This is a genomic window from Mycobacterium shunyiense (assembly GCF_058270035.1).
Map to the genome: position 1 here is coordinate 150,585 of NZ_JBZDPT010000043.1, position 24,117 is coordinate 174,701.

Here is a 24,117-nt window from a genome sequence, read left to right on the forward strand (position 1 = left end):
CGCCTGCTGGAATGCGGTTTCGGCGCAAGGATATTAGGCGCGAACCAGCTCGAAAAGCGGGATGGCCCGGCTGGTCTTCGACTGGTACTCGGCGAACACCGGGGCGCGCTCGACGATCTTCGGGTAGGCGGCGTCGCGCTCGTCGTCGGGCAGTTCGCGTGAGACCACGTCGTAGGCCTCGGCACCGATTTCGATCCGGGCCTGCGGGTTGGCCCGCAGGTTGTGCACCCATGCGGGGTCCTTGGGCCCACCGGCGTAGGAACCGACGATCAGCATCGAGCCGTCGATGTCCAGATACGCCAGCGGCGACAGCCGGGGCTGCCCGGATTTGGCTCCCGTGGTGTGCAACAGCAGCAGCGTGCCGCCCTCGAAGGGCCCGCCCACCTTGCCGTCATTGGCCCGGAATTCCTCGACGACGTTGCGGTTGAAGTTGTCGAGGGCCGCCACGTCGGCGACCAGTTCGGTCTTGTCGATGTTCGGATCGATGTCGCTCATGCCTTCTCCAGCTTCTCCGGTGGGGCCTTCTATTCCAGACTCGAACTTCGCCGTGGTGAACCGCGCGCAGAGAGCCGAGAGGGGTTAGGCCTTCACCTGCGGCTTGTCCTCGGCCTTGGCCTTCGACTCGGGCTTCGCGTCGATCCCCGATTCCTTGCGCTGCTGTGCGGTGATGGGCGCCGGGGCGTCGGTCAACGGGTCGACGCCGCCGCCGGACTTGGGGAACGCGATCACCTCGCGAATCGAGTCGACCCCGGCCAGCAGTGCGGTGATGCGGTCCCAGCCGAAGGCCAGGCCACCGTGCGGCGGTGCGCCAAAGGCGAAGGCGTCCAACAGGAATCCGAACTTGTCCTGGGCCTCGGCATGGTCGATGCCCATCATCGCGAACACCCGCTCCTGGATGTCGCGCCGGTGGATACGGATCGAGCCGCCGCCGATCTCGTTGCCGTTGCAGACGATGTCGTAAGCGTCGGACAGCGCGCTGCCGGGGTCGGTGTCGAAGGTGTCCTCCGATTCGACCTTCGGCGCCGTGAAGGCGTGATGCACGGCCGTCCAGGCACCCGAACCGACGGCCACGTCGCCCGAGGCCGTCGCCACGTCGGCCGGCTCGAACATCGGGAAGTCCACCACCCAGGTGAAGGCCCAGGCGGCCGGGTCGATCAGATCCAGGCGCTTGGCGATCTCGATGCGGGTGGCCCCCAGCAGCGCGCGCGCCGTGCGGGCCGGACCCGCCGCGAAGAACACGCAGTCACCGGGCTTGGCACCGACGTGGGCCGCCAGACCGTCGCGCTCGGCGTCGGTGAGATTCTTGGCCACCGGACCGCCCAGCGTGCCGTCCTCACCCACGAGTACATAGGCCAGGCCCTTGTGGCCGCGCTGCTTGGCGAATTCCTGCCAGCCGTCGAGGGTGCGACGCGGCTGTGACGCTCCGCCCTCCATCACGACCGCGCCCACATACGGGGCCTGGAACACCCGGAACGGGGTGTCCTTGAAGTACTCGGTGCACTCGATGAGTTCGACGCCGAACCGCAGGTCCGGCTTGTCGGAACCGAACCGGCGCATCGCCTCGTCGTAGCTGATCCGCGGCAACGGCAGGGGCAGTTCGTAACCGATGGTCGACCAGACCGCCCGCAGGACCTGCTCGGCGATTCCCATCACATCGTCGGCGTCGACGAAGCTGAGCTCCATGTCCAGCTGGGTGAACTCCGGCTGTCGGTCGGCGCGGAAGTCCTCGTCTCGGTAGCAGCGCGCGATCTGGTAGTAGCGCTCCATGCCCGCGACCATGAGGAGCTGCTTGAACAGCTGCGGGCTCTGTGGCAGCGCGTAGAACGAGCCGGGCTGCAACCGCGCGGGCACCAGGAAGTCGCGCGCGCCCTCCGGAGTGGAGCGGGTCAGCGTCGGGGTCTCGATCTCGACGAAGTCATGCTCGGCCAACACGTTGCGAGCGGCGGCGTTCACCTTGGAGCGCAAGCGGATTGCGTTACCGGGGCCCTCGCGGCGCAGATCCAGGTAGCGGTACTTGAGCCGGGCTTCCTCACCGGCGGTCTCGTCGAGCTGGAATGGCAGCGGGGCGCTCTCGGACAATACGGTCAGCGAGGTGGCGTTCACCTCGACCTTGCCGGTCGGGATGTCAGGGTTTTCGTTGCCCTCCGGACGTACCTCGACGACGCCGGTGACGGCGATGCAGAACTCGGCGCGCAACCGGTGGGCGGCGGAGAGCACGTCGCCCGCGCGGAACACCACCTGCGACACCCCTGACGCGTCGCGCAGATCGATGAAGATGACGCCGCCGTGGTCACGGCGACGCGCCACCCAACCCGCCAGTGTCACGGTCTGACCGGCATCGGTGGCCCGCAACGAACCGGCGGCATGACTGCGCAGCACGAAAACTCCTGAGTGTTGAGTCGAGAAAGACTGGTGGTGACGAGTGAACAGTCTAGAGAGTCGACCGGCGGCGCTAACGTGGCGATGTGGATGAGCGCTCGCGCGAAGGCCAGAAAGCACTGAACTCCCCCATCGCGGTCATCGGCCCGGGCGCCATCGGATCGACCATCGCGGCGCTCCTGCACGCGGCCGGACGGTCGGTTCTGTTGTGTGGCCGCACCCCGCGCGACGGCGTCGAAGTCCGGCCCGACGAGGGGGAACCCATCCGGGTACCGGGGCCGGTGCACACCGATCCCAACAGCGTGGAAGGCCCGCTCGACGTGGTCTTTCTTGCCGTAAAGGACACCCAGAACGCGCAGGCGGGGGCGTGGCTGGACCGGCTGTGCGACGAGAAGACCGTGGTGTGCGCGCTGCAGAACGGCGTCGAGCAGGTCGAGCGGGTCAGCGCCGTCGGCCCGCACACCGACGAGGCGCACGTCGTGCCGGCGGCGGTGTGGATCTCCTCGGAGATGCAGCCCGACGGCTGGGTGCGCCTGCGCAGCGAGGCCCGGCTGGTACTGCCCGACACCCCGGCGGCGACGATCGTGGCCGACGCACTGGACGGCACCGCGATCACCGCCGAACTGGATCCTGATTTCCGTAGCGCCACCTGGCGCAAGCTGCTGGTCAACGCCGTGGTCGGGTTCATGGTGCTGTCCGACCGGCGAGCGGGCATGTTCCGCCGTGACGATGTGGCCGCGCTGGCGCGGCGCTATCTGTCCGAGTGCCTGGCGGTTGCCCGCGCGGACGGCGCCGACCTGGGTGACGAGGTGGTCGGCGAGATCGTCTTCATGTTGGCCGCAGCGCCCGAGGACCTGACCACCTCGATGCTGACCGACCACCAGGCCGGCCGACCGCTGGAGTGGGATGTCCGCAACGGCGTCATCGTCCGCAAGGCGGCCGCCCACGGCCTGCCCACACCGATCAGTGACGTGGTGGTCCCGCTGCTGGCGGCGGCCGGCGACGGGCCGGGCTGACCCACCACTAGACACTCTCCCCTAGGGTGTCTACCCATGGCCCGGACCTACCAGTGCGAACGCGTCGAGTTGGATTTCATCGACCGTGCGCCGTTCCGCTTCGTCAGCACCGTCGACCTCGCCATCACTCCAGAGCAACTGTTCGAGGTGCTCAGCGACGCGACCTCGTGGCCGCACTGGGCCACGGTGATCACCAATGTGGAATGGACCAGCCCAGAACCCCGCGGCGTGGGCACCACCCGCACCGTCACGATGCGCGGGCACATCACCGGTGACGAGGAGTTCCTGGCCTGGGAACCCTTCTCCCACATGGCTTTCCGGTTCAACACCAGCACCTCGAACGCGATATCGGCCTTCGCCGAGGACTACCGCGTCGTGGAGACCGGGGACGGCTGCCACCTGACCTGGGTGATGGCCATGAAACCCAGCGGACTGGCCGGCCGACTCGGGATGACGCTCGGACAGCCCGTGATGGCATGGTTGTTCCAGCGGTTCCTGCACAACCTCCGCCGGTATACCGACGAGCGCTACGGCAAGTAGGCCGCTAACCAAGCTCGTCCCACACCTGGCGTCGCACCGCGTCGGGATCGGCCACGGTCTCGTCACGCGTGGACCGGATCACCCGGGTCAACCGGCGGTCGGTGTCGTATTCCGGCCAGTCAGCGATCTCGGCCCGGGCGAAGTCCAGCCAGGTACGTTGCATTCGCCGACCGACCGACGGCTGTACCCGGCGACCCAACGGGTGCAGCTTGCGTCCCAGATATGACCCGTAGCTGTGTTGGATGTGCACGATCTCGCTGCCGTGGGTGGCGCCAAGTCCCAGCACCTTGAGCGTCCACGTGGTGTGGTCGAACCGGTACACGTGAGTGGGCGCATGTGCACTGTAAGCATCGGCGAACGCCCAGGTGGGTGCACCGAACATGACGTCGGAGCCAAAGGCGATCAGCGCCCGGCGGCGCGGAAAATCGGGATAGGCGGCCAGCACCCGATCGCGGTCATCCGGACCGTGGCGCCGCAGATAGTCCTCGACCCCGGCCAGGGTGGTCGGCAGCATCGGCGGCTTACCCCAGGCGAACATCGACGCCTCGTGGCTGTTGGTGCCGATGATCAACGGCACCGCGGACACCGCACCCGCGCGCGCCGCCTCGGTCGGATGCAACGGCAGCAGATCGACACCGTGGGTCAGCCCGTAGGCCAACGTCGGTGTCTGCTGGGCACTCTCGAGCTGCAGTTGCCCCGCGGCCCGGCGCAGTTGCCGCTGTGGCAGCACCTTGAGCTGCTCGGCCCCCACCCCGAGCAGTTGCATGAAGCGGCGCGACTGACGGGCCCGGTCTTCCCGGTCGGCGACCAACGGCAACGCCGGACTCTGCGCAATCGCCCGGTCGAACAACCCGTCGGCCGCCGGGCTGGCCAGCAGTGCCAACACCGATGTGGCACCGGCCGATTCACCGAACACCGTCACCTGCCGGGGATCGCCGCCGAATGCGGCGATGTTGTCGCGCACCCATTGCAGTGCGGCGATCTGGTCCCGCAGACACAGGTTGTCGTCGAATCCCTCACCCAGATCGCCGAGCTCGAATCCCCCGAACACGCCGAGTCGATACGTGACGTTGACGACCACCACGTTGCCGTTCTCGGCCAGCCGCGAGCCGTTGTACAGCTGCAGCTGGCCCGCACCGTAGACGAAGGCCCCGCCGGGGATCCACACCATCACCGGCAACGAGCCGCCCGTGTCCGGGGACCAGACGGTGACGGTCAGGCAAGCCTCGTCACGCACCTTGGGGTCGTCTCGGCCTCCCCCGACGAACGACCGGCCTTGTGGCGGCAACGGGCCGTGCTCGACGGCGTCACGCACTCCGGTCCAGGGCACCACCGGCCGCGGTGCCAAGAAACGCAGTGCGCCGATGGGCTGCTGGGCGTACTCGACACCTCGCCACACACTGACCCCGCCTTCACGGGTACCGCGTAGCCGCCCCAGCGAGGTGTGGGCAATGGTCGAATGTTCCGCAACGACGGACACGTCTGAATCGTAGTGTGAAAAGCTTAACGGGCTGTTGAGCACGCACCTACCGGCGAATGCGATGGAGTGACGGGATGACCTTCAACGAGGGTATGCAGATCGACACGAGCACCACCTCCAGTTCCGGCGGTGGCCGCGGCCCCGGCCGTGGCATCGCGATCGGTGGAGGTCTCGGCGGTCTGTTGATCGTTGTGCTCGCGATGTTCCTGGGCGTCGACCCCGGCACCGTCATGCCGCAACAGCAGCAGCCGATGGACACCAGCAGCGCGGGCGGTGAGGGTTTCGACCTCAGCCAGTGCAAGACCGGCGCCGACGCCAACAGCAAGGTCGAATGCCGGGTGGTCGCCACCGGCAACTCCGTCGACGGCGTGTGGTCCCAGCTGCTCAAGGGATACACCCGTCCGCACGTCCGACTGTTCAAGGGGCAGGTCCAGACCGGGTGTGGCCCGGCCACCAGCGACGTCGGCCCGTTCTACTGCCCCGTCGACAAGACGGCGTACTTCGACACCGACTTCTTCCAGGTGCTCGTCGATCAGTTCGGTTCCAGCGGAGGGCCCCTCGCACAGGAGTACGTCGTCGCCCACGAGTTCGGCCACCACGTGCAGGACCTGCTCGGCGTTCTCGGCCGGGCCCAGCGGGACCCCGAGGGCGCCACCGGTGCGGGCGTGCGCACCGAACTGCAGGCCGACTGCTACGCCGGCGTCTGGGCGCATTACGCGTCGATCACCCGGCAGGAGGGCACCGACGTCCCGTTCCTGCAGCCACTGAGCGACAAGGACATCACCGACGCCCTGTCGGCGGCCTCCTCGGTGGGCGACGATCGCATCCAGAAGCAGGCCACCGGCCGGGTCAACCCCGAAGCGTGGACCCACGGTTCCTCCGAGCAGCGGCAGAAGTGGTTCACCATCGGCTACCAGACCGGCGATCCGAACAAGTGCGACACCTTCGCCGCGAACAACCTTGGCTAGGGCCGCCACTGCCGTCGACGCGGTAGCCGAGCGCTACCTCGATGCCTATGCGCGGCTTGATCCTTGCGCCGCAACGGAACTCGGCATCACCGGCCACGACAATGAGGTGACCGACTACTCCCCAGAGGGAGTGGCAGCCCGCGCCGAAGCTGCCCGCGCAACGCTGCGGGAACTCGACGGGCTGGAGCCTGCCGATGATGTCGACGTGGTCACCGTGGCCGCGTTGCGCGAGCGCCTCGGCGCGGCGGTCGACGTTCACGATGCCGGCCTGGACCTGGGCGAGCTCAACGTCATCGCCTCACCGCTGCAAACCATGCGCGACGTATTCGACCTGATGGCCACCGACACCGAGGACGACTGGGCGCTGATCGCCGCGCGATTGGCGAAGGTGCCCGAACGTGTCGCCGGCTACGCGGACGCCCTACGCGCCGCGGCCGGCAGCAGTCACGGACCGGCCCTGCGCCAGGTCACCCGAGGAGTCACCCAGGCCCGGCAGATCGCCCAGCTGTTCGCCGAGATGGTCGCCGGAGCGGCACCGGAGAACCGGCAACTACAGGCGCAGCTAAAGCGGCGCTCCGAAGCCGCGGCCGACGCCTACCGACGACTGGGCGACGTGTTGCGGGAGGACATCGCCCCGCGTGCGCGCCAGTCCGATGCCTGCGGGCGCGACACCTACCGGCTGATGTCACGGCAGTTCCTGGGTACCGCCGTCGATCTCGACGAGGCCTACGAATGGGGCTTGGGCCTGCTCGATGCCGTTGTCGCCGAACAGGAATCGATCGCTCAGCAGCTCTACCCCGGGGCCACCGTGGCCGAGACCCTGCGCCGGCTGGACGACGAACCGCGCTACGTCATCACCGGTACCGATGCGCTGCAGGCCTGGATGCAGGACTTGTCCGACCGTGCGGTGGAGTCTCTGGCCGGCACCCACTTCGACATCGACGGGCCGCTTCGCACGCTGGAGTGCCGGATCGCGCCGACCCAGACCGGCGGAATCTACTACACCGGGCCCTCCGAGGACTGGTCTCGGCCCGGACGCATGTGGTGGTCGGTTCCACCCGGCGTCGAGCGGTTCCACACCTGGCAGGAAACCACCACGGTGTTCCATGAAGGTGTTCCCGGCCATCATCTGCAGATCGGCCGCGCGGTGGCGCTGGCCGACCGGCTCAACAGGTGGCGCCGGCTGGGCTGCTGGGTGTCGGGCCACGGTGAGGGCTGGGCGTTGTACGCCGAGCGGCTGATGGCCGAGCTGGGCTGGCTCGACGATGCCGGCGACCGCATGGGAATGCTTGACGCCCAACGGTTCCGAGCGGCCCGAGTGGTGCTCGACATCGGCGTTCACTGCGGCCTCACGGCTCCCGACGGCGAGGTGTGGGATGCCGAGCGGGCATGGAACTTCCTGACCTCGCATTCGGCCATGGCCGAGGAGAACCTGCGCTTCGAGCTCGACCGCTACCTCGGCTGGCCGGGCCAGGCTCCGTCGTACGCCATCGGCCAACGAATCTGGCACGAACTGCGCGACGACGCCCTGCGCCGCGGAGCATCTCTGCGGGAATTCCACAGCCGCGCTCTCGATCTGGGCGGATTGCCGCTCGATGTCCTCAGATCGGCGTTGTCAGCCGGCTGACCGGCGACAACACTGGGTGGTATGGAATCCCTCGAACCCGACACCAAGGACTGGACCTGGGTGCTGTCTCGCGTGTGCACAGAGTGCGGGTTCGACCCGGCTTCGGTCCAACACAGCGCGGTGGCCGGCATGATCCGCGACGATGCCGCACTGTGGGTACCCCGACTGCACGGCACCGGGGTCGATGTGCGGGCCCGTCCGGACCGCTGGTCAATCCTGGAGTACGGCTGCCACATCCGCGACGTGCACCGGATCTTCGAGCATCGGGTCCAGTTGATGTTGACCGAGCACGATCCCCGGTTCCCGAACTGGGATCAGGACGCCACCGCCATCGCCGACGACTACGGGTCGCAGGATCCCGGGGTGGTCGCGACCGAGCTGTACGAGGCGGCCGGGGTTGTCGCCGACACCTATGACCGGGTGCCGGCCGACGCGTGGTCGCGCCGCGGGTTGCGCAGCAATGGCAGCGAGTTCACCATCGCGACGATCGCGATCTACCACTTGCATGACATCGTCCACCACGCGTACGACGTCGCCGGGATGTGATGTGGTTCACAGCCGAAGGCTGTCACGGTTCGGAGCCCCAGCGGTGTCTGAGAGTGTGACGACCAACGGCACAGGGGGATCATCTGAACGACACCGAGGTATTCGCCGGCTACCGCCCGCTGCTCTTCACGCTGGCCTACGAGATTCTGGGTAGCGCCGCAGACGCCGAAGATGTGGTGCAGGAAAGCTACCTGCGCTGGATCGCGGCGGCCGACGTGACGCATCCGCACGCATATCTCGTGCAGGTCGTGACGCGGCAGGCGCTCAATGCACTGCGCGCCAGCAAGCGCCGACGTGAGGACTACGTCGGCAACTGGCTACCCGAGCCGATCCAGACCGAGTCCGACGTGAGCGAGGACGCCGTCCTCGCCGAGTCCGTATCCATGGCAATGCTGCTGGTCCTGGAGACACTCAGCCCCGACGAACGCGTGGTCTTCGTCTTGCACGAGGTGTTCGGCTACAGCTATCCCGAGATCGCGCCCGTGGTGGGCAAGTCCGATACCGCGGTGCGCCAAATCGCCCACCGCGCACGCGAACACGTACACGCCCGACGACGACGCTTCACGCCGGACAAACAGCTGGCACGGACTACTGTCACCAGGTTCCTGCGGGCCGCACACACCGGTGACATCGATGGCCTTGTCGCGGTGATGGCCCCCGACATCGTGGCGCTGTCCGACGGCGGCGGAAAGGTATCGGCGGCCCGCCGGCCGGTCGTCGGGCCACACCGCGTCGCACAATTCATGGCGGGGCTTGCCCAGGGCGCGATGGCCGAGTTCGACATCTCGTTCGGAAGATACAACTCGATGCCCGCCGTGTCGTTCCTCCGGGACGGAGTGCTGGATTCGATCCTGCTCATCGAGCTGACCGGCGGACTCATCACCGCGCTCTACGCGATGCGCAATCCCGACAAGCTCCGCGACACCGCCACCACCCGCAGCCTGACCAGACAGCAGGAGAACTGATGCAGACCGTCACCGTCGAACGTTTTATCGGAGCACCGCAGGATGAGGTGTTCGAGTTCATGAGCAACGCAGCCAATTTCACGCGTTCTCCGTTGGTACTTCGGCAGCGGCTGGCCGAACCTGGCCGGCAAGCCCCCTATGGACAAGGAGCGGTACGCATCCTGGTCTGGGCGATCGGCTGGTTCCGAGAACGCATCACCGGTTACGACGCGCCGCACTCCTTCGACTACGCGGTCGAACGCAGCTTCCCTCCCTCGGAGCACCGGCATGGACGGGTGAGCTTCACCGCGGTGGATGGCGGCACCCGCGTCGTGTGGACCACGACGTTTCGGGTGAAGTTCCCACTCATCGGCGGAACTCTGACTCGTCGGGTCGGCCGTCCGATGCTGACCAGGGTGTTCAACGACGTGCTGGACGCCGCCGCGACGGATCTGGCCAAACTCTGACCACATTGAACAGATTTCGCTAATCTGTTCAAATGCGCGATACGGGCCGAGCGGTGTCACCCGCCCTGCTCACCGCCACCGCTGCGACGCTCAGACTTTTGGGCCCAAGGCAATTCAGTCTCACCGCAGTCGCTGAACATGCGGGTGTCTCCCGCGGTACCGTCCATAACGCGCTGGGCAGTCGCGACAACGCGATCAGAATCGGGCTCGACCACCTGGCGGGCGCGTTCATCGAGACCATTGCCGCCGAGGTGGACCGTCACGACACGCTCGCGGATCAGGTAGCTGCAGCCGCGGTCGTCATCTGCGCGCACCGGCAGCAGTCGGATTCCGTCGCGCCGCGCGGCATCAACGAGAGCATCCTGGTGCTACTGCTACGCAACACCGGTGACGATCTGATGCGACGCTCGATCGAACTGTGGAAGCCGGCCGTGCAGGCGGCCCGGGAACGCGGGGAGGTCGGTCCAGGCGTCACCCCGGCACGGGCCGGCGAATGGATCGTGCGCCTGTTGCTGAGCTTCGAACTTCTCCCACCGATCGGCGTGAACCTCGACAGTCCACGTGCGGTCAAACGATTCGTGTCCGACCACATCGTCGTCGGCCTGACCGGAAGGCAGAAATGACCGAGCCAGATTACGAGGTGGCGATCATCGGCGCCGGCCCCGGCGGCATCGCGACGGCACACCTCTTGCGCCAGAAAGGTATCCACGACTTCGTCATCATCGAACGCGGTGACGACTTCGGCGGAACCTGGCGCGACAACCACTACCCGGGTCTCGCCGTCGACATCCCCACCCTGTGGTACCAACTGTCGTTCGCTCCCAACCCGAACTGGAGCAGGTTCTTCGCACCCGGCCCGGAAATTCACCGTTACCTGCAGGACACGGCGGCCGGTCTCGGACTCTATGAACACCTGCGGCCCGACTCCGAGGTGATCCGCCAGCAGTGGGACGACGAACACGGCCTGTGGCGATTGCAGATCCGCGGCGGGGAACCGGTGACGGCACGTTTCGTGGTCAGCTCGGTCGGCGGGTACGTCAATGCCAAGACCAAGGTCGACATCGAGGGTGTCGACGACTTCACCGGGACGGCCCTGCGCCCCAACGCCTGGGACGACACCTACGACACCAAGGGCAAGCGCATCGCCGTGATCGGCACCGGTTCCTCCGGCGTCCAGATCACCGCCGCACTGTCCGCGGAAGCCGCCAATCTCGATGTCTACCAACGCACCCCCGCATGGGTACTACCGAAAGTCGACTTCGACTTCGCTCCGTGGATGCGCCGACTGATGCGCTTACCCGGCGTCGTTCCAGCGGTGAACACAGTCGGTCGGCTGGCGATGGACATCTTCATGGTGGCACCCATCGTCCACGTCTTCTCCCGACTGCCGGACAACTGGCTACGCCGCCTGATGCCGCTGTACGACGGCTGGTCCCGGATGCTGTACCGGTTGCTGCTGCGCGCCGTCGTCGACGACGCGGCCACCCGCCGAAAACTGGTACCGCGCTATGGCATCCTGGCCAAACGGCCGGTGATCTCCAGCGCATTCCTGCCGGCACTGAACAACCCCCGCACCAACCTGATCACCACGCCGATCGAACGGATCACCGCGACCGGAATCCGCACCACCGACGGCGTCGATCATCCGGCCGACCTGCTGGTGCTGGCCACCGGCTACGAACTGTGGATCGATCCGGAGACCTACCGGCCAGACACCATCGTCGGCCCCAACGGTTTCGATCTCGCCCAGTACTACCGCGCGCACGGTTTGCAGAGCTACGCCGGGACAGCCCACCCACGACTGCCCAACCGCTGGGAGATCGTCGGCCCGCTCGGCTTCGTCGGATTCGCCTGGCTGGACTATGTCGAGACCGTGGCCGCCCACGCCGTGCGGATCATCCACGAGACCCGCCGCCGCGGTGCACAGGTCGCCACCGTCAGCCAGGACGCGTTCAACCTGTGGAATGAGCGGATGCGTCGCGACGGCCGGGTCGCACACGTGTACTACACCGCTACGTCGGGCCTGAACAGCTATTTCGTCAACTCCCAGTACGAGACTCCGTATTACCGGCCGCAGACGATCACCGGATCCCGACAGTTCGCCCGTCACTCCCCGCTGTCCGACTACCAATTCACCAATATCCGCGTCACCGCACTACCCGAGGAGCAACCCGCATGACTGATCTTTCACTGGCCGGGCGGGTCGCCTATGTCACCGGCGCCGCGCGCGGCCAGGGCCGTTCGCACTGCGTGCGACTGGCCCGAGCCGGAGCCGACATCGTCGCGCTCGACGCCTGCGCACCCGTCGCCGCCCAGAACGGTTACGCCGCAGCCACTCCGGAGGACCTCGCCGAGACCGTGGCCCTCGTCGAGGGCGAGGGGCGCAAGATCCTGGCCCGGGAGGTCGACGTGCGGGATGCCGAGGGCCAGAAGCGGCTGGTGGCCGATGCGGTCGAACAATTCGGCCGGCTCGACATCGTCGTGGCCAACGCCGGTGTGCTCAATTGGGGCCGGCTGTGGGAGATTCCGGCGCAGCAGTGGCAGGAGATCATCGATATCAACCTCACCGGGGTGTTCAACACGGTCCAGGCGGTGGTGCCGCCCATGATCGAGGCAGGCAACGGCGGTTCGATCATCGCGGTCAGCTCAGCGGCAGGCATCAAGGCGGTGCCCGGGTGCGGCCACTACTGCGCAAGCAAGTTCGGTGTCGTCGGGCTCACCAATTCACTGGCGGTCGAGCTCGGTGAGTTCGGAATCCGAGTGAACTCGATCCACCCGTACGGCACGGACACCCCGATGGGTAACGACCTGTCGATGTATCAGATGTTCGCCGACCATCCGAACTACATCCACAGCTTCTCCCCCGGGGCCCTGCCGACGGATTCACTCGCCCCGCCCGACAACATCTCGGACATCGTGCTGTGGCTCGCCAGCGATGCGTCGTCGTTGGTCACCGCCGCTCAGATCCCGGCAGACAAGGGGTATCTGAAGATCTAGTTCTCCTGCCGAGCAGACGCGTAGGTACCCTTGCAAGCACATTTCGGGGTGCCTACGCGTCTGCTCGCGCAAGAAACTACAGCCGCGAGTGCTCGGAGATGTTGGTGTCGGTGGTGCGCAGCGGACGGATCAAAGCGTCCTGGCTGAAAGAGGCGATCAGTTCACCTTCCTCGGTGTGCACCGCGCCGCGCACATACGACATACCCGAACCCACCTGGGTGCTCTCGTGGCTGTAGAGCAGCCACCCGTCCCACCGGACCGGCTCGTGGAAACTCACCGTGACCGTCATCGGCGCGGTCGAGACAGTGAGGTGGGCCTGCGCGGTACCGATGCCCTCATGCGCTCGCATCGTGGTCGAAATGCCCAGGTGCCCCGTGAAATATGCGATCAGCGCCTTGGCCAGATCGTCTCGGGCCGGCACCGGATCGTAGCGCAGCCAGGCGTACAGCTCGGGCGGTCCGACCTCGTCGGGGCTGTTGACGTCGACAACGTCGACCACACGCAGTTCCCGTCCGATCATCGGCATGTGCGAAACATTCGAGTCCGCCGGGCCAGCGACCTCGGGCCGCGGCAGGTGATGCCGGATCACGTCGCCGGAGGGCACATCGGTGAACACCGTGATGGTGATGCAGCGCTTGCCGTTCTGTGACGCCGCGATCACCGCGGTAGCTGTCGACCGGCCTTCGCTGATCACATCGACGTCGAGCTCGACCGGTGGGCCCACCATCACAGCCCGGGCGAACACCGCGTGAGCCGACCGCACCGACTTGTCCGGAAAGCGTTTCGCCGCCGCGACGATCGCGGCGCCCACGATCTGGGTGCCTTCGACCACCTGACGCTCGTCGACACCGGCGATGCCGGTCTGGACGGTGAAACGGTTCTCCCCCGTGGGTTCGGCATCGAACAGGTCCAGCAGCATCTGCAGTGTCCACTGGGTCGGTTCGGCCTCTTGGGGTGCCTCGGATTCTGCGGTCATGACTTCCTCTCTTTTCACGCGTTGATGACTGTCTCGGCGAATTCCGAAATGGTTTGGGGTGCGGCAAAATCGGCGAACCACACGTAGAAGCGTTCGACGCCCTGCGCGGACAGCTCTGCGAAGTGGGCGGTGAGTTCAGCGGCGTTGCCGCACACCAAGCCGTCGCCGAGGTGCCCGAACAGTCGGGTGCTACGTTCGGTGACTGCCGTGCGATCGGCGTCGCGGCCGACGAAGCCGACCATCTGTTGCAGGGAGGCTCGTGCCGAGCCCACTGTCGGCAGCAACGCGGGCAGCCGATCGAGCTGATGCGACGGAATGTTCCACCAGTCGGCGTGGGCCCGCACCAGTTCCATCATGCGCTTGCCGGTTCCGCCCAGCACCAACGGAATTGGATGGGACGGACGCGGGACCTGCCCACGCTCACCGTCGCCCCAATACTGGTGCAGCAGATCCAAATTCTCGCCGAGCCTGCGTACCCGTGCTGCCGCGTCGCCGCTCTCGATGCCGAACCGCTCGAACTCCTGGGGCCAGGACCCGGATCCGAGGCCCAGTTCGAAGCGCCCGCCACTGGCCTCGGAAAGAGTGACGGCCTGCTTGGCCAACACCGACGGATGACGGAACGCATCGCACAACACCAGGTGGCCGATCCGCAGCCGCTCGGTGCGCGCCGCCACCCACGTCGCGACGGTCATTGCCTCCCAGATGTTTTGGTGAGTGGCACCGGGTGCCTCCAGATGGTCGATGAAGGCAATGCCGTCGAAGCCACTGGCCTCGGCCACCTGGGCACGTTCAACGACGTCGTCGACGGCCAGCCGGACCTGGGGCAGGAACAGGAACCACTCACTCATCGCTGCAACACATAATCACAAGCCGCCTATTGCTTCTACAGAAACGGTAACGTCATTCTCGCAAGTGCAGCATGACGGAGGTGATGGCGCAATGGCTAGGCCGGCCGGACGACCACCCGAAGGCGCGCGCGCCGAGGCACAAGCAGACCGGGCCCGCAGGTTCATGAAATCGGCGTTGGCAATCCTGGGCGAAACCGGACGCACCGACTTCACGGTCCTGGAGGTGGTGGAACGCTCCAAGACCTCCTTGCGATCCTTCTACCAGCATTTTTCCACCAAGGATGAGCTTCTACTGGCACTCATCGACAAGATCATGGCCGAGTCCACGCAGCGCTGGCGCGCCGATACCGACGGGCTCGCCGGCCCCGAAGCACTCCGGTCGTTGATCGAGCGCATCACCATCCCGGCGTCGTCGAGCACCCAGGACAGCATCAACCGCGGCCTGACCTTCTACAACGACCATCTCGCCGAGTCGCTACCGCGCGAATACGCGCGGGTGCTGGCACCACTGCACGAGCTCATCGGCGACATCCTGCGGCGCGGAATGGATTCGGGGGTGTTCCGGTCCGACATCGACGTCCAGAGCACCGCCGCCCTGATCATGCAGTCGGTCCTGGGTGCGATGCGGCTGCGTTCACTGGGAGTCGAACTCAATGGCGCGCCGATCGACGGGGAGCACATCTACGAGTTCTGCGTGCGCGGTCTCCTGACCCTTCAGCGCCCCGTCTGACCAGCAGCTTTCCGATCAATTGAGCGATCGCCCGAATGGGCTCGTCGACCCTGCTCATCCCGTGGTAACGTCATTACCAGTTTCGGAAATCACACTCTTTCAGGAGGCGAACATGCCCTCACGCGAGCTTCCCTACCCGGTGTTCGACGCCGACAACCACTTCTATGAGCCCAAAGAGGCGCTCACCCAGTTCCTGCCCGACAATCGCAAGGGCGTCATCGACTACATCGATGTGCGCGGCCGTACGAAGATCGTGGTGCGCAACCAGATCAGCGACTACATCCCGAACCCCACGTTCGAGGTCGTCGCGCGGCCGGGTGCCCAGGAGGAGTACTTCCGGCACGGCAGCGGAGGCAAGAGCTACCGCGAGGTGATGGGCAAGCCGATGAAGGCGATCCCGGCATTCCGCAATCCGGAAGCGCGCCTTGAGGTTCTGGACAGCCTCGGCCTGGACTACACGATCATGTTCCCGACATTGGCCAGCCTGGTCGAGGAACGGCTGAAGGACGATCCGGATCTGATCCTCGACATCATCCATGCGCTCAACGAATGGATGTACGAGACTTGGCAATTCAACTACTCCGACCGCATCTTCTCCACCCCGGTCATCAATCTCGGCGTCGTGGACCGTGCCCTCGAAGAGCTTGAGTGGTGCCTGGAACGCGGGGCGAAGACCGTGCTGGTCCGCCCGGCGCCGGTACCCGGTTACCGCGGTACCCGCTCGATGGGCCTTCCGGAGTTCGACCCGTTCTGGGACGCCTGCGTGAAAGCGGGCATCCCGGTGTGCATGCACGCTTCGGACAGCGGGTACGCGCAGTACCTCAACGACTGGGAGCCCGCCGACGAGTTCCTCCCGTTCAAGCCGACATCGTTCCGGATGGTGGCGATGGGCAAGCGTCCGATCGAGGACACCATGGCCGCGCTGGTCTGCCACGGCGCACTGACCCGCAACCCGGACCTGCGAATCCTGTCGGTGGAAAACGGCGCCTCGTGGGTGCCGTACCTGTTCTACCAGTTCAAGGACGTCTACTCGAAGATGCCGCAGGAGTTCCCCGAGGATCCGATCGAGGCGTTCAAGCGCTGCGTGTACGTCGCCCCGTTCTGGGAGGACGACTTCAAGAAGATGGCCGACCTGTGCGGCATCGACCGCATCATCTTCGGATCGGACTGGCCGCACCCCGAGGGACTGGCCGATCCGATCAACCTCGTCGATGATCTGGTGGCACACGGCCTCGACGACGAGGGCGTCCGAAAGGTCATGGGCGGCAACCTGGTCGACCTGTTCAAGGTCGAGAACAAGAAGGTGTACCGACCCGATGTTCCCGCACTCGTACTGAACTGATCCAGTCCCCTCCACCCCTACGAAGCTGGGCGACTACATGACAGATGTGGCAAATCCCGAACAGATGCTGTTCACCTCCACCGCACAGGCCTTCCTCGAGAAGGAGGTGCCGCTGAGCCGCGTGCGTGAACTCCATGCCGAGGGCAACGCCTTCGACACCGGATGGTGGGGACGCGCAGCCGAATTGGGTTGGGCCAGCCTGCTCGTACCCGAGGAGCTGGGCGGCGGGAGTCCGTCCGGAGACGGTGTGACCGACCTGGCGCTGCTTGCCGAGCAGGCCGGCCACACCGTGGCCCCCGGTCCGCTGCATCCGGTCAGTATCGTGCTGGCCGGCCTCGTCGAATCACCGGACGGGCACGAGGAACTCATCGAATCACTGGTTGCCGGCGAGACCGTGGCATCGTGGGCGGCCTACGAACCCAAGCGGCCATTCGGAGCCCTGCAGTCCGTCACCGGGGTCGGCACCACGGCCACCCGTACCGACGCGGGCTACCGCATCGACGGCGTCAAGGACCGCGTCGAAGCTGGCGACCAGGCCGGCACGGTCCTGGTGGTTGCCGTCTGCGACGGCCAGATCCGGCAGTTCGTCGTGCCGACCGACGCCACCGGCGTTACCGTCAGCCCCCAGAAATCGGTGGACCTGGTCAAGCGTTATGCCCGAGTGCAATTCGATGGCGTAGAGGTCGACGAGTCCGCCGTGGTGGGGACCGCCGAGGAGACCCCGGCGATCATCGAACGCCAGCGTCAGGTCGCCCTGGTGCTGCAGTGCGCCGAGATCGTCGGAATCCTCGACGCGGTACTCACGATGACCAATCAGTGGCTCAGCGACCGGCACAGCTTCGGCCGTCCACTCGCGTCGTATCAAGCTCTCAAACATCGCGCCGCCGACATGAAGATGTGGTTCGAAGCAGCGCGCGCCACCACCATCGGAGCCGTGGCGGCAGTGGCCGAACGCTCACAGGAAGCACCGAAACTCGTCAGCGTCGCGAAAGCCTATGTGGCCGAACGGGCACCGGTGATGCTGCAGGACTGCGTGCAGTTACACGGCGGCATCGGGGTGACCTGGGAGCACGACCTGCACCTGTTCCTGCGGCGGGTCGCGCTCTACCGGGCGCTCTACGGATCACCCGAAGACCACCACCGCGCCGTGTACGCGTTGAGCCGCAAGACCCGCGCAGCCGAGGAGATCGGGGCATGACCGACACCGTGAGCACCGCAGCAACAACAGAGTCCGTCGAACAGTTCGCACTGCGCGCCCGGACCTGGCTGGCCGAGAACATGCCGCCCATCAACCCAGACAACCCGCCGTTCGCGGTACGCGCCGAGAACGAATCCTGGGAGCGGGCAAAGGAACTGCAGAAGCGCCTCTACGAAGGCGGCTTCGCCGGCATCTGCTTCCCGAGCGAGTACGGCGGCCTTGGCCTGGATTACGCGTACCAGAAGGCATTCAACGACGAATGCCGGAACTACGAGATGCCGTTGATCCTCAACACGCCGTCGTTCACCATCTGCGGCGCAACCATTCTCGACATGGGCAGCGAAGACCAGAAACGTGAGCGCATCTCGGCCGCTATCCGAGGCGACGAGGTCCTGTGCCAGCTGCTGTCCGAGCCCAGTGGCGGATCGGATCTCGCCGGTGTGATCACCCGAGCCGAGCTCAAGGGCGACACCTGGATCATCAACGGCGCCAAGACCTGGAGCACCAGCGCTTTTGCCGCCGACTACGGGTTGATGCTGGCCCGCACCGACTGGACCGTGCCCAAACACGAAGGTCTGACCATGTTCCTGGTGCCGCTCAACGCGCCGGGCATCACCATGCGCCGCATCACCGAAGTGAACGGCAACGAGGAATTCTGCGAGGAGTTCTTCGACAATCTCGAGCTGCCCGCTGACGCCGTGGTGGGCGACGTCAACGACGGGTGGACCGTCGCCTCGCGTCAGCTGCACCATGAGCGTCGGGCAGTCGGTGGCGGTTCGGAGTTCGCCAGTGGGACCGGGGCCGAGAACGCGAACGAGATGCCGCCGGACCACGTCGGGCTGGCCGAGGCCACCGGGCAGGGCGACGACGCCCGGGTGCAGGACCTGGCGGGTCGTGCGCTCGTGCGGCGCATGGTCAAGAAGCAGCTGATCGATCACGTCGGCAAGGCGATCGGAAACGGTTCGCTGCCACCGAATGCGGGGACGTTGATCCGGCTGTTCCATGCCGAGACCACCGAACTCGAGGTGGACACCGCGCTGGCCATCGCCGGTACGGCCGGCGTCGTCGACGAGGGTTCTGAGGACGCCCCGGAGTTGGCCGGGCTGATGGAGATCGGAGTGCGCTACCTGTCCCGGCAGACCGGGTCACTGGGCGGCGGCAGTTCGGAGATGGCGCGCAATGTCATCGGCGAGCGGATCCTCGGCTTCCCCCGTGAGCTCGCGGCCGACCGCGGCGTGCCGTTCAATGAGGTCAAACGCAACAAGAGCTGACTGCGTCGCGGCGTACAGCGGGCATCACACGACGCAGGGTTCCGAAGTTGTTCGTCGACGCCGAGCCGGGCGCCATCGGCGCGGTCGCGTATGTGAGTTCGCCCGGGCTTGGCCGAATCAGACCGAAATGACCTTCTTCGGTATGAATTTCGTTCAAGAGGACTGGGCGGACGGGATCGGCGTAGCGGTCGCCGACTTCGTTCGCGGCCTCGCCCACTAGAAGAGAGCCGGTTGGGTCGGTGCCGGGGCTTCGTGTACCGGCCCGACGCGCGCGGCGGGCGCCGGGCCCGTCAGACCGTGCCGGGCGACCAGTGGCCGCACCCGGGCCCGAAGCATGTCGCGGTAGTCGGGCGGCAGATACGCTCCGCGCCGGTACAACCGCTGATAATCGGCAATCAGTTCGGGACGTTCATGCTGCAGCCAGGACATGAACCAACCGCGGGTCGTCCCCCGCAGATGCAGACCGAACACGGTCACGCTGCTTGCCCCGGCCGCAGCGATACGACCCAGCAGGTCGTCGAGTTGCTCAGCCGAATCGGTGAGATATGGCAGCACCGGCGCAACCATCACATGACACCGCAGCCCGGCGTCGCGTATCGCCGCGATGAGACCCAACCGCGCTTCGGGCGACGGGGTTCCGGGTTCGACCGTGCGGTGCAGCTCCGGATCGCCGACCGCCAGCGACACCGCCACGCTCACGTCGACGCGACGCGATGCCTCGGCGATCTGCGGCAGATCACGACGAAGCAGCGTGCCCTTGGTGAGGATGGAGAACGGGGTAGCCGAATCCGACAGCGCCGCAATGATTCCCGGCATCAAGGCGTATCTGCCTTCGGCGCGCTGGTAGGGATCGGTGTTGGTACCGAGCGCAACGGTCTCGCGCGTCCAGGACCGGCGCCGCAACTCGCGGGCCAACACCTCGGCGACGTTGGTCTTCACCACGACCTGAGTGTCGAAGTCCGTGCCGCTGTCGAACTCGAGATACTCATGGGTCGGACGGGCAAAGCAGTACCGGCAGGCGTGGCTACAGCCGCGGTAGCCGTTGACCGTGTACCGGAAGGGCAACATCGACGCTGCCGGCACTTTGTTCAGCGCTGATTTGCACAGCACCTCGTGAAACGTGATGCCCTCGAACTGCGGCGTACGCACGCTGCGGACGAAACCGAGCCGCTGCAGACCGGGCAGCGCCCCGTCGTCAGCACGCACCGCCTGACCGTCCCACCGCATACCATCATCGAACAATTGTTCGATGTGGTTGTCAAGGTAATTCCACGCGCGTCTCGCACATTGAGGCGCCGACAGATCTCGCTCGCGCCATCGCGGCTGCGGCGCACCGAACGGACGCCCACAGATAGGACTGGGTGCGCCGATGCCGCGGTTTCGGGTACGGCATCGGCGCGCGCCGTGGGCGCTTGCCCAGTCAATTGCCCATCGGATCGGAAGCGGAACCGCCCGACGCGCACTCACTTATCGAACACCAGTTCGAGTACGTCGTCAAGGCCGTTCTCAGTCTGTGGGAACGGCGGATCAGTCGGCCGAGCGCTTTCCCGGTTCGAGCGCCAGCCGAACCTGGGATTCGATCGCAGCGACGACCGGACGCGGCAGGTGTACCCGGCCACGCCCGTCGAGGTCGACGACTATCTGCTGCATCTTGCGCAGATATGACGTCTTCTCCCCTGGCTGGTCGGTGGCTTGCGCGTGGTTGTAGAGCTTGGCGGCGGTATCCAAGTCGGCGCGGTCGTCGTCGGCCAAGTAACTGGTCCCGGTGGCTTTTCCGTCGCGCTCGCACCGAACCCATTGGCGCCGCAGCGCATCGACTGCCGCGCGGTAACGCCCGGCGAATGCGGCGTCCGGGTAGGCGTCGGTGGCCAACGCCTGGGCCTCCTCCAACGCGGTATGGAAATCCATCACGTGCTCGCGGGTGATGTCGGTGACGCCGGGATAACGCAGGTACAGCGCGGGCTCCAGTTCGTAGGCGCCGTATTCGGACAACACCCGCCGGTGGACCGCGCGCGCAGCCTCCCACAGCCGGACGTCGGCCGCCGGGGACACGGGTGGCTCAGCCGCCGGGGACACAGGCGGCTCCTCCACCCTGGCGGCGACGGGCTCCGCCGGCGCGCCGGGCTGACCACCTGCCGGCCTCATCTGCTTGTACTTGCGCGGCTTCTCGGGGACCGCGCGCCGCAGACGCCGCAGGATCTCGGCGGCGACCGGATCGTCCTCCAGGACCGCGACGTGAAAGTCGGCGCCATCGCGGAAGGTCAACTGCAGATAGCGCACACCTTGGACTCGAAGGTCACGGTCAGCGAGCGCGATGCGGGTCTCGGGCGACTCTTCGGCGGACAGGCCCACATCGACGAGATCGGACAGCGAGCGCACGACATCCTCGCTGTCTTCGGTTCCGATCAGGACCTGCCCGTCGACAAGCGCGAGTCGAACCGCGGCTCGTCGACCTGCCATTCGACCGACGACGCTGTACAGCACCGAACTGGTCAGTGACGCACCGACAACCACGATGACGATCGCCGGGGGCACCCCACTGGCCACGAGGATCAGCAGCAAGGGCGCTGCTGCCAACAGCAGCGCTGCGCAGACACCCCGGCGGATGCGGGTTGGAGTGTCGAGGTATTCGGTGCGGGAGATCAGCGCGAGATTCTCACCGGCCGGCGCGTCCACGCTCATGCCGCCGCAACCGTCCAACGCACCCCGCCGACACTACCGTGCAACCACTGGCCAGTGGCATCTGCGTATGGTTGACCCATGGCTGACGACCCGCAGCAACGCCGCCGGGCCCGGCTGGACCGCCGAAAGGTCGTTGAGTAGAGGTGAATTCGATTCTTCGCTCGATCGCAGGTGGCGTGTGCGTCGGCTCCGGCATCGCGATCGGGGCCTACTCGGGTGGCTGGTTCCTGGTGCTCGCGGTCGTTCTCGCGACGTTGGGGATCGGGATGGTGGCCGGCACGTTCACGCGGTCGGTCACCGCCGCGCCCGCCGGTGCACTGGTCCCGGTGGCCGTGGACCTGATCGACCGCTCGGCGCCGGCTCCGGCGGTCGCGTCGACCGTCGTCGCGGGCGAGGCACGGCCGCCCCGAGACGTACCGTTCCGGTTTCACCGTCACGCCAACCTGTCCCGCGCGCAGATCGCCGGCCTCGTCGCCGATGGTCGCGGCGAATTGCCGTCGGAGGCAATCGGAACGCCTGGCAGCACTGCGGTCATCGAGCACGGTCCCACGCGGGCCCACGCACCGGCGGCTCTGACGGCGGTGGCGGCGATGTGGGCCACGATGCTGCTCCCTCCGAGCGACATCTGGGATCTCAAGCCGTTGACCAGAAGTGTGTCGACCGCGGTTCCCGGCATCACCTCGGACGACCCCGATACGAAACCGCTGTGGCAGTGGTACGACGAACTTCTCGCCCACCTGCGTGCGGAGTCGCCGGATCTGCTCGATGCGCTGCTGGAGATCGACATCCGCGACAGCTATGTCACTGCGATTGTGTACCTCGGTGGAGACCGGAGCCGGAGCTACGAAGGCCGTACCCGCGGCTGGGAAACCACCGAGTCCACGACCGGCGGACGCAGCCGCGACACCTTCAGTGTCGGGGAACTGCAGGCCTTTTCGGCGAGGAACTATCTGTCTACGGCAATGGCGATGCTGCCGCCGGACAACAACGAGCCCACGCGCCTCGCCATCTCCCGTGAGGACGACGACATCTTCGGGGCCGAACGGCCGGTGCTGATCGACGGCTGGTTCGGCAACCCCAACGTCACGGTGATGGGCAAACCCGACGGCACCGTCGCGCCGTGGTGGCCCGCCGACGATGTCGGCGCCGGGCTGGCGCAGGCGGAGGCCGCACTGGTCGCCCGCGGGCTGTCGACCTCAGAACCGATCCTCAAGAACATCGAGCTGTCGGACGACAAGGGCGGATTCTGGCTCACCTTTTTCCGGGGCGACTACTACTACCGCACGCATGTGAACGCCGGCGGATTCACCACGCCGGATGATCCGATGAGCGACGACACCCGGTCACCCCGGTTCAGGTTCAGCGACATTTCCCCCACCGTCGTGGCACAGGTGCGTGAGGATGCGATGCGCCGCTATGGGGTCGACCCGGTGGACCGCGGGAAAGCCAAGATCACCATCGGTGCGTGGGGCAGCGACGCCGGTGACCGCGAGGATCAGGTCGTGATCAAGGTGGACTACCACGACGCGCACGGCGGCGAAGCGGTCTACGCGTTATCCGGCGAGTACCTCGCCGGATAACGCGGGCGGGTCAAGCTACCACTGACCGAGCTGGCAGCGCGGGCTGTAGGGATGATCGTTCTGGACCGCGATCTGACCGTCGACGGAGATCTCACAGTGCGCGTTGGGCTGAGCCTGGCCCCCGTGCGTCGTGCTCGCGACCGTGAAGACAGCCCACTGCGGATCGGCGAGCGTGGTTTCGAACACCCAGGGCGTGTCGGGACCGACGTTCACCGTCGCCTTCTGCAGGTACTTGTACGCATCAGCGTTGTAGGCGTCTTTGCTCGCAGGCTGCGTCGTCAGGTAGTAGAGGTCGAATTCGTACGGCGCACCGGAGGTGAGCGTGTACTTCACCTGATGGCCCTGGCCCGACGGGTCCGCATACGACGTTGCGTTGGAGACCGCCATACCCGCAGCCGCCAGTACGAGCGCCGCACCGACCGTGGTTGTCGCTTTTCGCATATTCGTCACATACGTCATATCCGAGCACGCTACCGCCTTGTTACAGGTGCGACTACTGGGTGTCACAGCGTCCCGCCAACGGCAA

General features: G+C 66.4%; 23 protein-coding genes. 15 read left to right on the top strand and 8 right to left on the bottom strand.

Annotated elements, in window-relative coordinates:
* Positions 1-33: 33 nt before the first annotated feature.
* Together AC4ELS_RS23925 and aspS are read right to left on the bottom strand one after the other, a co-directional pair.
* Positions 34-495, bottom strand: coding sequence for a nitroreductase family deazaflavin-dependent oxidoreductase (locus AC4ELS_RS23925; protein ID WP_448446543.1), 462 nt, complete (start codon positions 493-495; stop codon positions 34-36).
* A gap of 84 nt (positions 496-579) precedes the next feature.
* Positions 580-2,379, bottom strand: a complete 1,800-nt coding sequence (gene aspS / locus AC4ELS_RS23930) for an aspartate--tRNA ligase (protein ID WP_498884275.1) — start codon at positions 2,377-2,379, stop codon at positions 580-582.
* Between the two features lie 119 nt (positions 2,380-2,498).
* Between aspS and AC4ELS_RS23935 the strand changes: the two genes are divergently transcribed.
* Complete coding sequence (locus AC4ELS_RS23935) at positions 2,499-3,395, top strand: oxidoreductase (RefSeq protein WP_499049677.1); 897 nt, start codon at positions 2,499-2,501, stop codon at positions 3,393-3,395.
* Positions 3,396-3,431: 36 nt separating this feature from the next.
* The gene (locus AC4ELS_RS23940; protein ID WP_064960741.1) at positions 3,432-3,935 is read left to right on the top strand and encodes an SRPBCC family protein; all 504 of its coding nucleotides are present in this window, start codon (positions 3,432-3,434) and stop codon (positions 3,933-3,935) included.
* A gap of 4 nt (positions 3,936-3,939) precedes the next feature.
* On the opposite strand, the gene AC4ELS_RS23945 is transcribed toward AC4ELS_RS23940, so the two are convergent.
* Positions 3,940-5,415, bottom strand: coding sequence for a carboxylesterase/lipase family protein (locus AC4ELS_RS23945; protein WP_499049585.1), 1,476 nt, complete (start codon positions 5,413-5,415; stop codon positions 3,940-3,942).
* A 74-nt stretch (positions 5,416-5,489) separates the two neighbouring features.
* Here AC4ELS_RS23945 and ypfJ point away from each other — a divergent pair, with 74 nt between their 5' ends.
* The 8 genes from ypfJ (at position 5,490) to AC4ELS_RS23985 (ending at position 12,964) form a co-directional block, all read left to right on the top strand.
* The gene (gene ypfJ / locus AC4ELS_RS23950) at positions 5,490-6,383 is read left to right on the top strand and encodes a KPN_02809 family neutral zinc metallopeptidase (RefSeq protein WP_064885379.1); all 894 of its coding nucleotides are present in this window, start codon (positions 5,490-5,492) and stop codon (positions 6,381-6,383) included.
* A complete protein-coding gene (locus tag AC4ELS_RS23955; protein ID WP_499049587.1) occupies positions 6,376-8,010 on the top strand; it encodes a DUF885 domain-containing protein in 1,635 nt (544 codons plus the stop codon). The genes ypfJ and AC4ELS_RS23955 overlap by 8 nt, the downstream gene beginning before the upstream one ends.
* A 21-nt stretch (positions 8,011-8,031) precedes the next feature.
* Positions 8,032-8,556 carry a DinB family protein gene (locus AC4ELS_RS23960; protein WP_499049589.1) on the top strand — a complete coding sequence of 175 codons (525 nt, stop codon included), beginning with the start codon at positions 8,032-8,034 and terminating at the stop codon, positions 8,554-8,556.
* 83 nt (positions 8,557-8,639) lie between these two features.
* The gene (locus tag AC4ELS_RS23965) at positions 8,640-9,521 is read left to right on the top strand and encodes an RNA polymerase sigma-70 factor (RefSeq protein ID WP_499049679.1); all 882 of its coding nucleotides are present in this window, start codon (positions 8,640-8,642) and stop codon (positions 9,519-9,521) included.
* Positions 9,521-9,967: an SRPBCC family protein gene (locus AC4ELS_RS23970; protein ID WP_499049591.1), complete on the top strand. Its 447-nt coding sequence runs from the start codon at positions 9,521-9,523 to the stop codon at positions 9,965-9,967. Before AC4ELS_RS23965 ends, AC4ELS_RS23970 begins: the two co-directional genes overlap by 1 nt.
* 32 nt (positions 9,968-9,999) lie before the next feature.
* Complete coding sequence (locus AC4ELS_RS23975; RefSeq protein WP_064885369.1) at positions 10,000-10,590, top strand: TetR/AcrR family transcriptional regulator; 591 nt, start codon at positions 10,000-10,002, stop codon at positions 10,588-10,590.
* Complete coding sequence (locus AC4ELS_RS23980; protein WP_499049594.1) at positions 10,587-12,146, top strand: flavin-containing monooxygenase; 1,560 nt, start codon at positions 10,587-10,589, stop codon at positions 12,144-12,146. Before AC4ELS_RS23975 ends, AC4ELS_RS23980 begins: the two co-directional genes overlap by 4 nt.
* The gene (locus tag AC4ELS_RS23985) at positions 12,143-12,964 is read left to right on the top strand and encodes a mycofactocin-coupled SDR family oxidoreductase (RefSeq protein ID WP_498884284.1); all 822 of its coding nucleotides are present in this window, start codon (positions 12,143-12,145) and stop codon (positions 12,962-12,964) included. Before AC4ELS_RS23980 ends, AC4ELS_RS23985 begins: the two co-directional genes overlap by 4 nt.
* 76 nt (positions 12,965-13,040) lie before the next feature.
* Here the strand turns inward: AC4ELS_RS23985 and AC4ELS_RS23990 are convergent, their stop codons facing one another.
* Positions 13,041-13,940, bottom strand: coding sequence for an acyl-CoA thioesterase (locus tag AC4ELS_RS23990; protein ID WP_064885364.1), 900 nt, complete (start codon positions 13,938-13,940; stop codon positions 13,041-13,043).
* A gap of 14 nt (positions 13,941-13,954) precedes the next feature.
* Positions 13,955-14,788, bottom strand: a complete 834-nt coding sequence (locus AC4ELS_RS23995) for an LLM class flavin-dependent oxidoreductase (protein ID WP_064885363.1) — start codon at positions 14,786-14,788, stop codon at positions 13,955-13,957.
* 91 nt (positions 14,789-14,879) lie between these two features.
* Between AC4ELS_RS23995 and AC4ELS_RS24000 the strand changes: the two genes are divergently transcribed.
* The 4 genes from AC4ELS_RS24000 (at position 14,880) to AC4ELS_RS24015 (ending at position 19,329) form a co-directional block, all read left to right on the top strand.
* Positions 14,880-15,518, top strand: coding sequence for a TetR/AcrR family transcriptional regulator (locus tag AC4ELS_RS24000; RefSeq protein ID WP_064960731.1), 639 nt, complete (start codon positions 14,880-14,882; stop codon positions 15,516-15,518).
* 112 nt (positions 15,519-15,630) lie between these two features.
* Complete coding sequence (locus AC4ELS_RS24005; RefSeq protein ID WP_064885359.1) at positions 15,631-16,860, top strand: amidohydrolase family protein; 1,230 nt, start codon at positions 15,631-15,633, stop codon at positions 16,858-16,860.
* A gap of 37 nt (positions 16,861-16,897) precedes the next feature.
* A complete protein-coding gene (locus AC4ELS_RS24010; RefSeq protein ID WP_499049596.1) occupies positions 16,898-18,058 on the top strand; it encodes an acyl-CoA dehydrogenase family protein in 1,161 nt (386 codons plus the stop codon).
* On the top strand, positions 18,055-19,329 hold the full coding sequence (locus tag AC4ELS_RS24015; RefSeq protein ID WP_499049598.1) for an acyl-CoA dehydrogenase family protein: 1,275 nt from the start codon (positions 18,055-18,057) through the stop codon (positions 19,327-19,329). Before AC4ELS_RS24010 ends, AC4ELS_RS24015 begins: the two co-directional genes overlap by 4 nt.
* A 216-nt stretch (positions 19,330-19,545) precedes the next feature.
* On the opposite strand, the gene AC4ELS_RS24020 is transcribed toward AC4ELS_RS24015, so the two are convergent.
* Together AC4ELS_RS24020 and AC4ELS_RS24025 are read right to left on the bottom strand one after the other, a co-directional pair.
* Positions 19,546-20,556, bottom strand: coding sequence for an Rv2578c family radical SAM protein (locus AC4ELS_RS24020; RefSeq protein WP_499049600.1), 1,011 nt, complete (start codon positions 20,554-20,556; stop codon positions 19,546-19,548).
* Between the two features lie 300 nt (positions 20,557-20,856).
* Positions 20,857-22,011: a hypothetical protein gene (locus tag AC4ELS_RS24025; RefSeq protein ID WP_499049602.1), complete on the bottom strand. Its 1,155-nt coding sequence runs from the start codon at positions 22,009-22,011 to the stop codon at positions 20,857-20,859.
* A 143-nt stretch (positions 22,012-22,154) separates the two neighbouring features.
* Between AC4ELS_RS24025 and AC4ELS_RS24030 the strand changes: the two genes are divergently transcribed.
* Positions 22,155-23,591 (top strand): hypothetical protein, encoded by a 1,437-nt coding sequence (locus AC4ELS_RS24030; RefSeq protein ID WP_499049604.1) that lies wholly within the window; start codon positions 22,155-22,157, stop codon positions 23,589-23,591.
* Between the two features lie 15 nt (positions 23,592-23,606).
* Here the strand turns inward: AC4ELS_RS24030 and AC4ELS_RS24035 are convergent, their stop codons facing one another.
* Positions 23,607-24,032 (bottom strand): Rv2576c family protein, encoded by a 426-nt coding sequence (locus AC4ELS_RS24035; RefSeq protein WP_174554256.1) that lies wholly within the window; start codon positions 24,030-24,032, stop codon positions 23,607-23,609.
* Positions 24,033-24,117 lie beyond the last annotated feature (85 nt).